This is a genomic window from Thermogemmatispora sp. (genome assembly GCF_019683635.1).
In the GTDB taxonomy this organism is placed as follows: domain Bacteria; phylum Chloroflexota; class Ktedonobacteria; order Ktedonobacterales; family Ktedonobacteraceae; genus Thermogemmatispora.
This window is the reverse complement of record NZ_JADGIA010000018.1, coordinates 1-15,598: the sequence shown is the minus strand read 5'-3', so window position 1 is coordinate 15,598 and position 15,598 is coordinate 1. Positions and strand designations below refer to the sequence as shown.

Annotated in this window: 8 protein-coding genes; 4 read left to right on the top strand and 4 right to left on the bottom strand. The window is 61.2% G+C overall.

Translation table 11 applies throughout. The features are described from left to right. Window positions 1-70 precede the first annotated feature (70 nt). The 3 genes from IRZ31_RS03835 to IRZ31_RS03825 all read left to right on the top strand — a co-directional run bounded on the left by IRZ31_RS03835 (window position 71) and on the right by IRZ31_RS03825 (window position 3,954). A complete protein-coding gene (locus IRZ31_RS03835; protein ID WP_297149720.1) occupies window positions 71-862 on the top strand; it encodes an enoyl-CoA hydratase-related protein in 792 nt (263 codons plus the stop codon). 1 nt (window position 863) lies between these two features. After that, entirely contained in the window at window positions 864-2,891 is a 2,028-nt protein-coding gene (locus IRZ31_RS03830; RefSeq protein ID WP_297149717.1) for an acetyl-CoA carboxylase biotin carboxylase subunit, read from the top strand. A 121-nt stretch (window positions 2,892-3,012) separates the two neighbouring features. After that, window positions 3,013-3,954 (top strand): NAD(P)-dependent oxidoreductase, encoded by a 942-nt coding sequence (locus tag IRZ31_RS03825; protein WP_297149713.1) that lies wholly within the window; start codon window positions 3,013-3,015, stop codon window positions 3,952-3,954. 489 nt (window positions 3,955-4,443) lie between these two features. On the opposite strand, the gene IRZ31_RS03820 is transcribed toward IRZ31_RS03825, so the two are convergent. The 3 genes from IRZ31_RS03820 to IRZ31_RS03810 all read right to left on the bottom strand — a co-directional run bounded on the left by IRZ31_RS03820 (window position 4,444) and on the right by IRZ31_RS03810 (window position 8,538). Next, window positions 4,444-5,502 carry a site-2 protease family protein gene (locus tag IRZ31_RS03820; protein ID WP_297149710.1) on the bottom strand — a complete coding sequence of 353 codons (1,059 nt, stop codon included), beginning with the start codon at window positions 5,500-5,502 and terminating at the stop codon, window positions 4,444-4,446. Between the two features lie 206 nt (window positions 5,503-5,708). Beyond that, window positions 5,709-7,043, bottom strand: coding sequence for an Nramp family divalent metal transporter (locus IRZ31_RS03815; protein ID WP_297149708.1), 1,335 nt, complete (start codon window positions 7,041-7,043; stop codon window positions 5,709-5,711). 253 nt (window positions 7,044-7,296) lie between these two features. Continuing rightward, on the bottom strand, window positions 7,297-8,538 hold the full coding sequence (locus IRZ31_RS03810) for a competence/damage-inducible protein A (RefSeq protein ID WP_297149705.1): 1,242 nt from the start codon (window positions 8,536-8,538) through the stop codon (window positions 7,297-7,299). A 909-nt stretch (window positions 8,539-9,447) separates the two neighbouring features. Here IRZ31_RS03810 and IRZ31_RS03805 point away from each other — a divergent pair. Further along, the gene (locus IRZ31_RS03805) at window positions 9,448-12,780 is read left to right on the top strand and encodes a ribonucleotide reductase N-terminal alpha domain-containing protein (RefSeq protein WP_297149702.1); all 3,333 of its coding nucleotides are present in this window, start codon (window positions 9,448-9,450) and stop codon (window positions 12,778-12,780) included. Window positions 12,781-13,212: 432 nt separating this feature from the next. Here IRZ31_RS03805 and IRZ31_RS03800 read toward each other — a convergent pair whose 3' ends face one another. Then, the gene (locus IRZ31_RS03800) at window positions 13,213-15,465 is read right to left on the bottom strand and encodes a sodium-translocating pyrophosphatase (protein ID WP_297149699.1); all 2,253 of its coding nucleotides are present in this window, start codon (window positions 15,463-15,465) and stop codon (window positions 13,213-13,215) included. Window positions 15,466-15,598 lie beyond the last annotated feature (133 nt).

Genomic DNA, 15,598 nt, shown 5'->3' with positions numbered 1-15,598 from the left:
GTGCTGGCGGGCGAGCCGCCTGAGTGGTTCCGCCTCGTATGCAGCTGAGCCTTTGTCAGGGATAGTCACAATGGAGTACACCCTACTCAGTGTTGAACGCAGCTTTCAGAACCGGGTCGCGACGGTGACGCTGCGGCGCCCCGAAGTCCACAATGCTTTTAATGCGCAGTTGATCGAGGAACTACGAACTGCCTTCACCGCTTTGCGTGACGATGAGCAGCTACACGCTGTCGTCCTGACCGGCGCGGGTGCCTCTTTTAGCGCTGGAGCTGATATCAAGATGATGCAGCAGGCGGTGAATGTGAGTCGCGAGGAGAATGTGGCCGAGGCTTTGCGGTTAGCTGACCTCTTTGAGGCGATCAATACGTTTCCCTGCCCAGTGGTGGCCCGCGTCAATGGGACGGCGATGGGCGGCGGTTTGGGGCTGATTGCGGCCTGCGATCTGGTGATTGCGGTCGAGACGGCGCGTTTTGCTTTTAGCGAGGTGCGTCTAGGCATCGCCCCGGCGGTGATTGCCCCTTACGTGGTGCGCAAGATCGGCGAGGGTCAGGCGCGGGCGCTCTTTGTGACGGGAGAGCAGTTTACAGCGGCGCGGGCACGTGAGCTGGGGCTGGTGCATGTAGTAGTGGCTGCCCAGGAACTCGATGCGGCAGTGGAGCAGGCGCTGCACAACCTGCTGCGCGGTGGGCCACGGGCCTTACGGGCCTGCAAAGCGTTGGCCCTGCAGGTCGGCACGTTGAGCCGCGAGGAGGCGCGTGACTATACTGCCAGTCTGATTGCCGACTTGCGGGCAAGTCCCGAGGGGCAGGAGGGCCTGCGGGCCTTCCTGGAGAAGCGCAAAGCCAACTGGGTGGTCAGCTAAGATGTTCAAGAAGATTTTGATTGCCAATCGAGGAGAGATTGCGCGCCGTATCATGGCCACCTGCCGGGAAATGGGCATTCGTACCGTCGCCGTCTACTCAGAGGCCGATCGCCAGGCTCCGCATGTCTACGAAGCCGATGAAGCCTATCCGATCGGTCCTGCACCTGCCAGCGAGAGCTACCTGCGCATTGAGGCCATCATAGCGGCGGCTCGACAGGCCGAGGCGGAGGCAATCCATCCCGGCTATGGTTTCCTCTCAGAGAACCCGGCCTTTGCCGAAGCCTGCCAAGAGGCTGGCCTGGTCTTCATCGGTCCCCCTGCCTCGGCTATGCGTCTCATGGGGTCGAAAATTGCCGCGCGCCAGGTGGCGCAGCAAGTAGGTGTGCCGACTGTCCCGGGGTATGATGGTCCTCAACAGGACCCGCAGCGTTTGCTGCAGGAAGCGGAACGCATCGGGGTGCCGCTCTTGATCAAGGCGGCGGCTGGCGGTGGGGGTAAGGGGATGCGCGTGGTGCGCTCGCTGGAAGACCTCCCGGCTCAGCTGGAGGGAGCGCAGCGCGAGGCGCTGGCGGCCTTTGGAGATGGCACGGTCTTTCTGGAGCGCTTACTGGAGCAGCCTCGTCACATCGAGTTCCAGATACTGGCTGATGCCTACGGTCAGGTTGTCCATCTGGGGGAGCGCGAATGTTCGATCCAGCGCCGCCATCAGAAAATCGTCGAGGAAAGCCCGTCGCCGGCTCTAACACCGGCCCTGCGCGCCCGCATGGGGGAAGCTGCCGTACGGATTGCCCGCGCTGCGGGCTATGTCAATGCCGGTACACTTGAGTTTTTGCTTGACCGCGATCAGCACTTTTATTTTCTGGAGATGAACACGCGCTTGCAGGTTGAGCACCCGATCACTGAGCTGGTGATGGGCCTCGATCTGGTGCGCCAGCAGATTCTCATCGCCGCTGGCGAGCCGTTGCGTCTGCGTCAAGAGGAGCTGGTAGCGCGTGGCCACGCCCTTGAAATGCGCCTCTACGCTGAAGATCCCGAGCAGCAGTTTCTTCCCTCCACTGGCAAGGTATTCCGTTTTTTTGCACCGCAGCGGCCTGGTGTGCGCATTGATAGCGGCGTGGAAAGCGGCTCTGAAGTCAGTCAATTCTATGATCCGATGCTGGCCAAGCTGATCACCTATGGTGAAGATCGCGAGGCCAGCATCGCGCGCATGCGAGCCTTACTGGAGGAGCTGGCGGTCTTCGGAGTCAAGACGAACAGCGCCTTGCTGCATGCCATTACTGAGAACGCGGCCTTCCGCGAGGGCCTGACCTACACCAGCTTTTTGGAAGAGCAGGGGCTGCTTGAGCCGGGGGCCTTACGGGAGCGGGAGGCTTTGCCTTCGGTGCTATGCGCGGCGGCCCTGGCCGAAGTGCTGGATGAGAAGCGCGGTGAGCGCAATCCCTGGCGGCGGCTTGGCCCCTGGCGCCTGGGGGGGAATGGGCAACTGCTGCGCTATCTCTATGAGGGAGAAGAGCATCAGGTTTGTCTTGAACGCCTGCCTGGCAGCGGTGGAAGCTGGAGGATCGAGATTGACGGGGGCGAGCCGGAGGAAGTGCTGCCGCAGTTGGCGCCGGATGGGGCGCTCTGCCTGCAACGTGGGGCGCGGCGTGAGCGTGTCCAGCTCTTCCGCCTGCCTGGTGAGACGCAGGTCATGCTGCGGGGACGGCTCTATCGCCTGCTACGACCGCAGCCGCCGGCTATTGAGAGCAGCCTGCGGGGGCGTGGCCAGCGCGGAGGTCAGAGCCTGACGGCCCCAATGGCGGGGACCATTGTCAAAGTGCAGGTCAGCGAGGGTGAGCCTGTCAGGCAGCGCCAGGTGCTGGTCATTCTGAGCGCTATGAAGATGGAGCATGTCATCGCTGCTCCCTACGATGGCGTCGTACGGCGCATCTATTATCATGAGGGCGACGTCGTCCAGGGAGGGGCTGTCGTTGTCGAGGTCGAGATGGGCCAGAGCGAGGCGATTCTCGCGACGACCTCAGAAGAATGAAGCCAAAGGAAGGAACGCCTCGGGCACACCAATGGCGCGATGTGGCTCGATCGGGGTGGGTCGGAAGAGAATGCCGGGGAGCGCAGCCAGGCAGGGCTGTATCGATTGACGAAGAAAGGGCGTGATATCTAGGATGAAGGTCGGCTTCATTGGAATCGGGACAATGGGGCGTCCGATGACGCTCAATCTGCTCAAGGCCGGGCATGAAGTCGCGGTGTATGCTCGTCATCCTGAGAAGCCTGGTGTTCAGGAAGTGCTCGGGGCTGGGGCCAGGCTGGTCCCTTCGCCGCGCGAGCTGGCCGCTGGAGTCGAGGTCGTCATCACGATGGTTCCCACCTCGCAGGATGTTGAGCAACTGGTCACTGGTCCCGATGGCATTCTGGAGGGGGCGCGGCAGGGATTGATCATCATTGACATGAGCACCATTGCGCCAGCAACGAGCCGACGCCTGGCACAGCTCGCTGGTGAGCGCGGAGTCTATTTTCTGGATGCGCCGGTGAGTGGAGGCTCGCAAGGAGCGATCGCTGGCACGCTGGCCATTATGGTCGGAGGCGAGCGCGACATCTTCGAGCGGGTCCGCCCCTTGCTAGAAGCGATGGGGAAGGCCGAGCGCATCTTCTATGTGGGTCCCTCGGGGGCTGGAGAGGTTGTCAAGCTGGTCAACAATATGCTGGCCGGAGTGATTGCGGCGGCCACCGCCGAGGCCCTGGTGCTGGGAGTCAAAGCCGGCGCCGATGTCGAACTGATGGCTAGCATTATCAACGTCAGCACCGGAGCCAACTGGCAGCTTGCCAATCAATTCCCCATGCGCGCCTTTACGGGCAGCTTTCAGCCCGGTTTCATGACCGATCTCTTGCAGAAGGATCTCAATCTTGCGCTCGAACTGGGGGCGCAGTATCAGACGCCTCTGCCATTGACGGGGCTGACGCGCCAGCTCTATGAGATGGCCCGCGCCCAGGGCTATGGCCGCGAAGACTATACCGCTTTGCTCAAGGTCTTAGAGCGCCTGGCCGGCGTTGCAGTGCGTAGTCGTGCAACCCTCAACCAGGAGCAAGCCCAATAAAAAGTAATGGGTGCCAGGCCGTCCCGGTCGAGCGCGGATCACTCTCACCCGGCACGACGGACGGCCAGCAGGTCAGGCTCGCAGTCTACCTGGAAAGAAGTCGTAGGCGCACGCCTGAACGAATTTGTAGTCGCAGCCTACTCCATCGCGATCTGCTCTCAGTTCCGGGGGAGCCGGGCGCAGGCACGATGGCCGGGCAGAATCGAAAAGGAGGAATCACGATGGAGCAGCTTGCTCACGAACAGGCCAGCGAGAGGATCGTAGCGCTGGAGCGCCGGCTTAAGAAAGAGCAGCAATCTAAGGCACGCCGCAGCAGTGATGCCTGCCTGTGCCCTTCCTTCTCCCTTGTTACCAGTCTGGGTGCCGCCGACATTTCTGTCCCCACAGGGCCAAAAAGCCCTCGACCCTTGCCACCGCGTTCTTCGAAGCGTTAGACAACGCTGCTTGTGGGAAGAAAGGATCTGGATGATGGTAGGGCAAAGAGGTTAATTAGAGGCTATAGGGGATAATCAGGCTGCGTGCGAGTGTCATAGCGAGGGAGAGTAAGATAATCAGCCCGAAGTAGGCCACGGCTATGGCAATGCGGAAGCGCAGGGGGACATCGTAGTAGTGGCGCGGGCGAAAAGCCTCTTCGGTATGTTGTGTCCAGAGGGCGACGGCGCCGATGGCCAGCAAGAAGAACAGCCAGGGAGAGAAGTCGCCATTGATCCAGAGCCAGATCTGGTAAGCCAGCAAAAGCAACAGGCCGACCAGGCAGAGGCGACGATCGATTGCTCCTATGATGCGCCCGCCATCCAGCATCGGGGCAGGGATCAAATTCAACAGGTTGATAAAGAAGCCGAAGTAGGCGAGAGGCGCCCAGACGCCCGCCGGATGGAGCCAGGCCAGCAGCAGACAAACGGCGGAGCCTAGCGCACCGGCCACTGGTCCTGCGATACCGATCTCAGCATCGTCGCGGGCATTCTGGGGATGGCGCTTCATCAGCACCGCAGCCCCCAGCAGAGGAATGAAGATCATGCCTCCGAGGGGGATACCTTTGGCCTTAATGACAATGGCGTGCCCCAGCTCGTGCACGAAGAGCAGCACCACGATCCCCAGGCCGAAGGCCCAGCCGAAGATCATTGCATAGAAAGCCAGCGAGATCAGCGCTGAGATGCCGGCCCAGCCGAATTTCAGCAGCCAGCCGAGCCATTGAAACTTCAGGAGCAGAGCCAGCAATGCTGCCAGGCTGCCGCCCAGGCCAGCCAGTCCTTTCTTCCCTTTGATCCCCGTCGTGGATGGACCTGTTTCCGTCGTCCCTGCTAGAGTGCTCTCAACCTGACCTTGAGCCTCGTCGGAGGTATAGCGCATCACATCCGCCGGGCTACGATAAGGCTGCAGCTCTGCCTGGCCTGCTATTGCTGCAGGGGCAGGGCTGGGGGGCCAATCAGGCGAGAGGCGGTAAAAGTCGGGATGGGTATAGTCAATGGTCCCTTCGAGCGAGGCAGTCGGCTCATTGCGATCGCCCTGGGCTGCATAGCTGTGGGCCTGGCCTGGATCTCGCTCCATGTTTCTGGCCTCTCTCCTCCTTTTCTTGCTGCACTAATGTAATACTATTCTAGCACACGTCGGCCAAAAAAGCTTGTTTACCAGAGGAGGGATCGATTGTTGAGATCGTGGAGGGAGTCTACAGCGGGTCAGATTAAGCGTGTGAGCGAGCTGGGGGTGGATGGGGCAATGGAGAGAGGTCCCTGCCTGCTTTCCCTGCTCAGACCTCAGTGAGGCAAGAGATTGACGATCAGCAAGACCAGGGTCAGGACGGAGACGAACAGGACGGTTGCCCAGCCGAAGATATTGAACAGCAGCGAATTCTTATGCTTACCCATCAGGCGGCGATTATTGACCAGGAGAATAATGAAGACCAGGATAATCGGCAGCATGGCCGTATTGATATCCTGGAGTACAATCAGCACCTGGAAGATGGGCAGGCCGGGAATCAAGGTTACCAGAACACCAAGCGCGATCAGCGCCGTGAAAAGGCCCTGGAAGACGGGCGCCTCACGGAAGCTGCGCGAGAGGCTGCGCTCAAACCCGAAAGCTTCACAGATAGCGTAAGCCGTCGAGAGGGGCAAGACTGCCGCCGCCAGCAGCGAAGCGCCAAAGAGGCCGATGCCGAAGAGGAGCGAGGCGTAGGGGCCGGCCAGGTTGCGCAGAGCGAAAGCCGCATCCAGAGCCGTGCTCACCGGGTGATGAGAGACGAAGAGCGTCGCCCCCGTGGCCACAACGATGAAGAAAGAAATGATCGTCGCGAAGAGCGTCCCGCTGTAGACGTCGATCTGCTCATAGATATACTCGCCAGCATGAATGCCCTTGTCCGCGACAGCGGACTGCACATAAAAGAGCATATAGGGGCTGATGGTCGTCCCCACCAGGGCCGCCGCCATCAGCAGGTAGCCGCTATCCCAGCTCCAGTTGGGGATCACACTCTGATGAGCAATTGCCCCCCAGTCAGGATGCGCAACGAAGGCGGCGGGAATGTAGGAGAGGAAGCCGAGGGACATGGCAATAAAGACTTTCTCGACATGCCGGTAGGACCCTTTGATCACCAGCCACCAGAGTGAGAGGCCGCAGACAGGGACAGTCACATAGAGCCAGGGTGTGTGCACGTCGTGGGCCAGCACCTGCACGCTGGCGCCGATGCCAAGGAACTCTGAAATCGTGATGCCGGTATTGGCGATCAGCAGAGCCAGCATAGCGAGCGCCGTCCAACGTACCCCGAACTCCTCGCGGATCAGATCGGCCAGCCCCTTGCCAGTGACCGCGCCCATGCGGGCGCACATCTCCTGAATCACGGCCACAAAAAAGCTGCTGATGAAGAGGGCCCACAGCAGGTTATAGCCATAGTTGGCTCCCGCAGACGAGTAGGTCGCGATACCCCCAGCGTCGTTGCCCGCGTTGGCCGCAATCAAACCTGGGCCGAGGACCGCCAGTAGCCGGATCAGAGGCGATGAGCGGCTCAAGCGAAAAGGAAAACGGGACCGCGCCGGTTTCCTGCGGGTGGCGCGGTCCTTTCTCTGCAGCTCCGTTGTCTTCTGGCCAGATCTCTCCATAGCGCACCAGCATCAGTTCAGCTAGCAAGGTGCCATCAATCTTGGCCCCAAGCCAGAGGGAGTCGTCAATGTGTCGTGTCACCTGCGATCGCTTGCGCCCTCTACAGGCTGGAGCGGACCTACTATTTGAGCGCGCTTGCAGGGCGTGGTAATGATAGCACTCAGGCTGGTCTTCTGGCAAGGGGCAGACAGCAAAAGCAGACTGCCGACTGGTGGGAGATGAAGAAGTGGACCGCCTCCCAGCCAGGCGTTGCTATTGCGCCTTCTTAATGCCCAGCAGGTGGAGGCGGAGCAGATTCAGGGCGGCGAGGGCCGAACGGTACTTCTGGTCCTCGCGGCTGCCGCGCCAGCCGCTGCCGCTGGAAGTCACCAGACCTGCAGGTCCGGCGATGGCCATAACCAGGGTGCCAGCAGGTTTCTGCTCGAACGGCTCGGGACCTGCCACGCCGGTAATCCCGATGCCGTAGTCTGCTCCCAGACGCTGCCGGGCGAGCTGGGCCATGACGCGCGCCGTCTCCTCGCTGACCAGGCCGGCCTGCTCGATGAGCTCAGAGAGGAGACCCATCTCCAGAGCTGCAGGGCGGCTGTAGACTACCAGACCGCCGCGGAAGTAGCGCGAGCTGCCAGGTACATCGGTAATCAGGCTGGAGAGCAGTCCCCCTGTAAAGCTCTCCATGACCGCCAGGGTCTGACCGCGTTGGGCCAGCATGGTGCCGACCACGCTCGGGAGCGTCTCCTTGTCGACTCCGAAAATGTAGTCGCCCAGCACCTCGCGAATGCGCGCCTCTGTTTCTCTGACTAAACGCTCGGCCTCCTCGCGACTGGCCGCTTTGGCAGTCACGCGCACATCCACGGCATCGCTCTTGGCATAGGTGGCTACTGTCGGATTGCTTGCATGAATGAAGGCTTCCAGCCGCTGCTCAACCGTCGACTCCCCCAGGCCGGTTACTCGGAGAATGCGCGTGAAGATCAGTCCCCCAGTATAGGGGCTGAGGCGCGGAATTACTTCAGCCTCCCACATGCGATACATCTCGCGCGGCACCCCCGGCATGGCGACGATGATGCGGCCCTCTTTCTCAACCCACCAGCCGGGCGCCGTGCCCAGGGGATTCGGCAGGGGGCGCGCCGAGGGAATGAGGGTGGCCTGCTTGACGTTGCGCTCGGGCATCTGGACGCCGCGGGCGGCAAACCAGGCGCGCAGCTCAGCCTCCAGGGTTGGGTCAACCTGCATGCGCTCACCCAAGAGCGTACTGATGGCCTCGCGCGTCAGATCGTCCTCGGTTGGCCCCAGGCCACCAGTCATGATGATCAATTCAGAGCGCTCCCAGGCACGGCGCAGCGTCTCGACGATACGCTCTAAATTATCCCCGACCTGGGAGACAAAATAGAGATCGATCCCTAAACCGCTCAGGTTCTGTGCCAGGTAGGTGGCATTGGTATCAGTGATCTGGCCGAGCAGCAGCTCGGTGCCACAGGAAATAATCTCTGCCCGCATAACGCTGTCAAATCCTCCAGAGCAAGCAATACATGATCCGGCCTGGCCGGCCAGCCAGCTAGCTAGCTGCGGTCAGCCGGGGAGCCTCCCCTTCTGGCCCAGTCTTCCCCCTCTCATCGTGACCTTGCTCTCCACCCGCTCTGCGCTTGCTGGCTAAACTGACCACACCCCCTTATCATACCACGTCTCAATATCTCTCAATATGTTGTGTCTGGAGATGGGAAAATCTCAATATCTTGTGGACAAAGGCTTGTAATCGGGGAGGTTTCCTAGTATACTGTCCCGAGGAAGGTCGACCGGGGAAATCATAGCCGATAACTTGCCTGCAGGACAAGTTCTCTAGAAGTCAGAGACCCCACGGCTCAAGCCGGGGGCTTGCAGGGAATCTTACAAGCCCGTCTCTGACCAGCCCAAGCGGTTGAGCCGAAGGACAAGGCGAGGACGCCGCTCCGTTGCCGGCAGGTCAACGACCCACTCCGGGATGCTTCCCCAGTTCCGGACCCTGGAAGTCCCGGCTGCAGACAACCTTCGGGGTGTGGGCGAAACGGGTCGGGGCAGAGGCCGGCTGGCAACATGGGCGAGGGGAGCGGTCCGGGAGAGTCCGCCCGGACCCGTCACCAGCCCCGTAAGGGGTCCCGTAAGGGAGGAAAGGATCATGGTTTGCGCGCTGGGCAAGAGGAGGCAGCCGGGCCTTCCGGGGAGACGAAAGGAGGGTGCGGCGCCTCCTCCCCAGGCGTGAACGCCGGGGCTTCCGGCGCCGCATGATTTGGTGAGTCCTATTTCTTACCTGCCCTTTCTTTGTCGTGCGTCCGGCACCGGGAGACGCGGCGCATCGAGCGCATGGTGTAGTAGTGTGTGGTAGGCGGGCGGCGACTGACGAGCTGTAATTTAAGAGAGGAGTAAGGCAGCATGTTAGAGCAGCAGGAGTCGAAGACTCCCAAAGCGCCTGGTGATATAGCGAAGCGGACACAGCTAGAAGGTATTCGTCTCAAAGTCTTTCTGGATCGCTATTCGCTCAAGGATGCCAGTGGCCAGCCTCTGGAGCACTATCCCGAAGAGCTGTGGGCGCGTGTGGCGCGGGGAATCGCGGCGGTGGAGAAGACGGAGGAGCTGCGTGCCTACTGGGAGAAGCGCTTTTATGAGGCGATGGACGACTTCAAATTTGTACCGGGTGGGCGTATTCTGGCCGGGGCTGGCTCTGGCCATCAGGTGACCTTTTACAACTGCTACGTCATTCCCAGCCCTGAAGACAGCCGCCAGGGTATCCTTGACAACCTCAAGATCATGACCGAGATCATGGCCCGTGGCGGTGGTGTGGGCATCAACCTCTCGACCCTGCGGCCCCGTGGCTCCTACATCAAGACCGTCAACGGCACGGCCTCTGGCCCTTGCTCCTGGGCGCAGCTCTACTCGGTGGCCACGGGCGATGTCATCCAGCAAGGAGGCTCACGGCGCGGCGCCCTCATGCTCATGCTGGACGACACCCATCCTGACGTCGAAGAGTTCATCACTGTCAAGCGCACCGAAGGCAAGATCGAGCACGCCAACCTCTCGGTCTGCATCTCTGATCGCTTCATGCAGGCTGTCAAGAACGACGAGCCGTGGAACCTGATCTGGCAGGGCGAAGTCAAGAAGACGGTCCGCGCGCGCGACCTCTGGGACCTGATTTGCAAATCGGCCTGGGAGTCCGCCGAGCCAGGCGTCGTCTTCATGGACCGCTGCAACAAAGAAGCCAATACCTGGTACTACGAAAAAATCAACTGCGTCAACCCCTGTGTCACCGGTGAGACGCTCATCTACACCAGTGCGGGCCTCATTCCGGCACGCGAGCTGGCCCAGAGCGGGCTGCCCGTACAGATCGTCTCAGAAGATGTGGACCTGCCAGCGGAGGCGCTTGTCGGTAGCGCTCCCCGTGCCAGTGGAGGCAAGCAGAGAGCGTCAGGACGTAGCAGTCGGCTTCGCCTGGCCAGCCCCGTCTTCCCCACGGGGATCAAGCCCGTCTACCGGCTGCGCACGCGCGAAGGCTACAGCCTGCGCCTCACCGCTGATCACCGGGTCCTTACCACGAGCGGCTGGAAAGCTGCCGCTGACCTCCGTCCGGGCGAGCAGCTTTATCTGCTGCGGCAGGGTGGTGCCTTTGGGACAGAAGGCAATGCCGAAGTGGGCCAGGCCCTGGCCTGGCTGAGCGTCACTGCTAACGGTCTACCAGCCCCCGCCCCGACGCTCACCAGCGACGCCCTGGCTCAGGCCCAGGCGCTCAGCGCCGTCGAAGAATCAACACTAGGCCAGCGCCTGCCCGCCGCCATCCTGCGTGGCAATCGCGCCATGCAGCAGGGTTTCCTGGCGATGCTCTTCTCTCTGGCTGGAAGCCTCAGCTGCGACAGCCAGAACGGCTACACGCTGCGCCTCTGCGGATGCCCGCGCACGTTGCTCGAAGATGTTCAGCGTCTTCTCCTGAACTTCGCCATTCTCTCCGCGATTCAGCCTCAGCCGCTGAGCCAGCCAGGGGAGGCGGGCGACGAACTCCGCATCAGCGGCAGCCATCTGCGGCGCTTCAGCGACCAGATTGGCCTCCGGCCTGCCAGTCGTCAGCGCCTCTTGAGCGCCGTGGCCTCCCAGAGCATGCTCTCCGAGGCCGAGGAAGCAGCCGACTATCTGGCGACCTTCGAGAGCCTGGAACCCGACGGTGAAGAGCTGGTTTACGACCTTGTTGAACCGCAGAGGCACCTCTTCATCGCCAATGGTCTCGTTGTGCACAACTGCGGAGAGCAGCCCTTACCGCCCTGGGGCGTCTGCAACCTGGGGGCGCTCAACCTGGCAGCCTTTGTCAAAGACGGCGAGATGGACTATCAGCAGCTTGCCGAGACTGCTCGTGTTGCCATGCGCTTCCTGGACAACGTCATCGACGCCAACGAGTACTTTATCGAAGAGAACCGTCAGGCGCAAATGGCTACGCGACGCACCGGCCTGGGCACGATGGGCCTGGCCGACGCCCTCATCAAGATGAAGGTCCCCTACGGCAGCGACCGCTCCATCCCAGTCATAGAGCGCATCTATCGCACCATTCGTGACGCGGCCTACGATGCCTCGGCGGACATCGCTGCAGAAAAAGGGCCATTCCCGCGCTTCGACCGCGAGAAATACATGCAGGGGCGTTTCATCCAGCGTCTGCCCAGAGCCATCCAGGAGAAGATTCGCAAGCAAGGCATCCGTAACGCCGTTCTGCTGACCCAGGCGCCGACGGGCACCACCAGCCTCTTTGCCGGCGTCAGCTCCGGCATTGAGCCGGTCTACGACTTCGCTATGGTGCGCCGCGATCGCACAGGCGAGCATGTACTTTACCATCCGCTCTTCAAAGCCTGGCGTGATGAACATCCGGGCGAACCGACCCCTGATTACTTCGTCGCTGCCAACGACCTCACGCCAGAGCAGCATGTGCGTGTCCAGGCCACCATTCAGAAGTATACCGACGCCAGCATCAGCAAGACCGTCAACGCTCCCAACAGCCACACGGTCGAAGACGTCAAAAAGCTCTACACGCTGGCCTATGAGCTTGGCTGTAAAGGCATTACCTATATGCGCGACGGATCACGAGTTGGAGTACTCTCCCATATCGAAGACAAGAAGGCGGAACAACAACAGCAGGCACAGCCGCCTCAGAGCGAGAGCAGGTCTGAGCAAGGGGCGAGCCTCGGACCGATGATCAAGCCCCCGCCCGAGGTCCTGCATGGCTACACCCGCAAGATTCGCGCTCCCGAGGGCAAAGTCAACGTCACCATCAACAGCGATGAGCACGGCCCGCTGGAAGTCTTCGTCAACGTCGGCAAAGCCGGCAGCGACATCCTGGCTCTGGCGGAAGCCCTGGGGCGACTCATCTCGCTCATCCTGCGCATTCCCAGCCCGCTCTCGCAGGTGGATCGCATGCGTGAAGTGGCCGAGCAGCTGCGTGGCATTGCCGGCAGCCGCTCTGTTGGTTTCGGTCCGCAGCAGATTCGCTCGCTGCCGGACGCCGTGGCCCGGGCGCTGGAGCTGCATCTAGAGATGCTCGAAAACGGCTCGAACACTCCGGCCTCGCTCCATCATCAGCCAGAGAACGAAGGCCAGAGCAACAGTGCTGGCGAAGCCTTGCATATCGGTTACCTCAATGTCACCGGTAACCTTTGCCCGCAATGCGGCTGCAACACGATGGTCTACGAAGAAGGCTGTCGCAAGTGCTATAGCTGCGGCCACAGCGAATGCTAAGCTGAGGCTTGAGGATCACCCTCCCTCAGCCGACCTGCCCTGCCAGCCTGCTTTTAGGCTGGCAGGACAGCGAAAAGCAGGTGGCAGAGCAAAAAGGGACGGAGGAACTCCGCGTAAGGAATTTCCTCCGTCCCTTTCTTTCTCTATCTCATCTCAGGCGGTGCTTGCAGTCCGCAGCCAGCGGAATATCGGCGCGGAGCAAGCTCGCCAGGCCATGTCTGCCTTCCGAACATGCTTCCCACATGATGCATGGCGAGCGCAGAGGGGGCCCCGGGCAAAGCAGCGCCCGAGCACCAGATCGGGCCTGGTGACAACCCTGGCAAGATCATACCCGGCCCGTCACTCTCCTCTTCTCCCTGATTTGGCTGGACGAGCCTATCCGTGACCGACCTCCTTTATCTATCCCTGCCTGCTCTGCTTGTCCGCCAGGAGCTAGACATGCAGGAAGTAGAAGAGAGGAGCCAGCACCAGCGTGATTGTGCTGAGCAGCTTAATGAGCACGTGCAGCGATGGACCGGCAGTATCCTTGAAGGGATCGCCGACCGTATCGCCGATCACGCTCGCCTTATGCGGTTCGCTCTTCTTACCCAGAACGATCCCCTCGGGATCGTCGGGTGGGACGATCTCCCCTTTCACATTCACACGCAGATAGCCAGCCTCGATGTATTTCTTGGCATTATCCCAGGCGCCACCGCCGTTGTTCAAGAAGAGTGCCACCACGATACCGCCCATTGTTGCCACCATCAACAGGCCGGCAGCCGCCTGGGGGCCGAGAATCACGCCCACAGCGATCGGGGTCAAGACCGCGATCGTTCCGGGCAGCACCATCGCGCGCAGAGCGCCCGACGTGCTGATGTCCACGCAGCGTGCGTAATCTGGATCGACACGCTCATCGGGGTTCTCCGCCATAATACGCGGATTCTCGCGGAACTGACGGCGCACCTCCTCGATCATGCGCCCGGCGGCCTTCCCCACGGCCCGGATGGCCAGGGAGCTGAAGAAGAAGATCAAGGAGAGGCCAAGCAAACCCGCGATGAACGTGCTCAGATTGGCCAGATCGACGCGGTAGACCGTCGCATCATGGCGGAAGCTATAGAGCACATCCAGATAGGCGCTGAAGAGTAGGAAGGCGGCCAGGGCAGCGGACCCAAGGCCGTAGCCCTTCGTCAAAGCCTTGGTAGTATTGCCGACGCTGTCGAGTGCATCCGTAATGGCACGCACCGACTCCTCCTGACCACTCATCTCGCTGATGCCGCCGGCGTTATCTGTAATCGGGCCGAAGGTATCCATTGTCAGGATGTAGGCGCAGCTCATCAGCATACCGACGGTGGCCACAGCCGTACCGAAGATCCCGCTGACATTGATGGACCCCAGGGCAGGCAGCGGGATGTGAACCTGGCTGCCGAAAAAGTAAGACAGGCCCAGGGCGGCGCTGATCGCCAACACGGGCGGGACGATGCACTCGAAGCCCACCGTAATGCCGCTAATAATCGTTGTGGCCGGGCCGGTCAGAGTCGCCGCCGCGATCTCACGCACCGGGCGCCAGGTCCCGGAGGTATAATACTGCGTGATAAAGACGAAGGCGATGCTCAAAGCAATACCGACCGTACCAGCCAGGGCGAACCAGAGCCAGGCGGGCAAGCCATAGTTCGCCGAGACCGAACTCTGTCCGAGCAGCAAATAGCAGCCCAGGAACATCCCGATAAGCGAGAGAGCACAGGTAATATAGTAGCCGATATTCAGGCGCTGCATAGCAATCTGGCCGGGATCGCGGCCAGCCGCCTTCTCGGGTTCAATCACAGCCGAAGCTCGGACCGAAAGCACACCGATAGCCGAGGCGATCAGCCCGAAGGCGCCCAGCACCAGCGGGAAGAGCATCCAGCCGATGTTACCGGTGGCCTGATAGAGGGTGGCGCCCAGGATCATAGTACCGATATTTTCAGCCGCCGTCGACTCAAAGAGATCGGCACCACGCCCAGCGCAGTCACCCACATTGTCACCCACCAGATCAGCCACCACTGCCGGATTGCGTGGGTCATCCTCGGGAATGTTCGCCTCAACCTTGCCGACCAGATCCGCCCCCATATCGGCGGCCTTGGTATAGATACCGCCGCCGAGCTGGGCGAAGAGGGCCACGAAGCTGGCGCCGAAGCCAAAGCCAACGATCAACGAGGGCGTCGTGGCCGGGCTGGAGAGGCCGCCAAAGATGGTGAAGAGCAGAGAGACACCCAGTATCGAAAGCGCCACCACCAGGAAGCCGGAGACAGCTCCCCCGCGCAGAGCGACAACCAGAGCTTCGCCCAGGCTGCGACGTGCTGCGCTGGCGGTGCGACTATTGGACCTCACGGCAACGTACATGCCTGTATAGCCCGAGATACCAGAGCAGAGCGCTCCCACCAGGAAAGCGAGAGCGGTGTGCCAGGCCAGATTGAACCGTACAGCCAGCGTACCCTGGCCAAGGAGCGCCAGGGCGGCTGCCACCAGCACAGCCGCACCGATCGCCAGCAATGCGATGGTGCGATACTGCCGATTGAGAAAGGCGGTTGCGCCGGAGAAGATGGCATTCGCGATCTTCTGCATTGAAGGCGTACCTGTATCTCTCCGCAGCACGTCATTGATCAAAAAGGCCGCAAACAGCACGGCGAGGAGTCCCACACCGATGGGGACCAAGATGTAATAGACCATTCAACCTCCTTGGAAGGCAGATAGTGTCAATACGAACACCCAGCTCAAAGTGAGGCCAGAACAATCTGGCGATGGCCGTGACAGCAGGAAGTAGCAAGGCCCTGGTGCGGGCGGACTGACGATGCTAGCAGTA

Coding starts and splice junctions, on each gene's coding strand:
- IRZ31_RS03810 (WP_297149705.1), bottom strand. CDS start 8,538: ATGCGGGCAGAGATTATTTCCTGTGGCACCGAGCTGCTGCTCGGCCAG.
- IRZ31_RS03805 (WP_297149702.1), top strand. CDS start 9,448: ATGTTAGAGCAGCAGGAGTCGAAGACTCCCAAAGCGCCTGGTGATATA.
- IRZ31_RS03815 (WP_297149708.1), bottom strand. CDS start 7,043: ATGGAGAGATCTGGCCAGAAGACAACGGAGCTGCAGAGAAAGGACCGC.
- IRZ31_RS03830 (WP_297149717.1), top strand. CDS start 864: ATGTTCAAGAAGATTTTGATTGCCAATCGAGGAGAGATTGCGCGCCGT.
- IRZ31_RS03835 (WP_297149720.1), top strand. CDS start 71: ATGGAGTACACCCTACTCAGTGTTGAACGCAGCTTTCAGAACCGGGTC.
- IRZ31_RS03820 (WP_297149710.1), bottom strand. CDS start 5,502: ATGGAGCGAGATCCAGGCCAGGCCCACAGCTATGCAGCCCAGGGCGAT.
- IRZ31_RS03800 (WP_297149699.1), bottom strand. CDS start 15,465: ATGGTCTATTACATCTTGGTCCCCATCGGTGTGGGACTCCTCGCCGTG.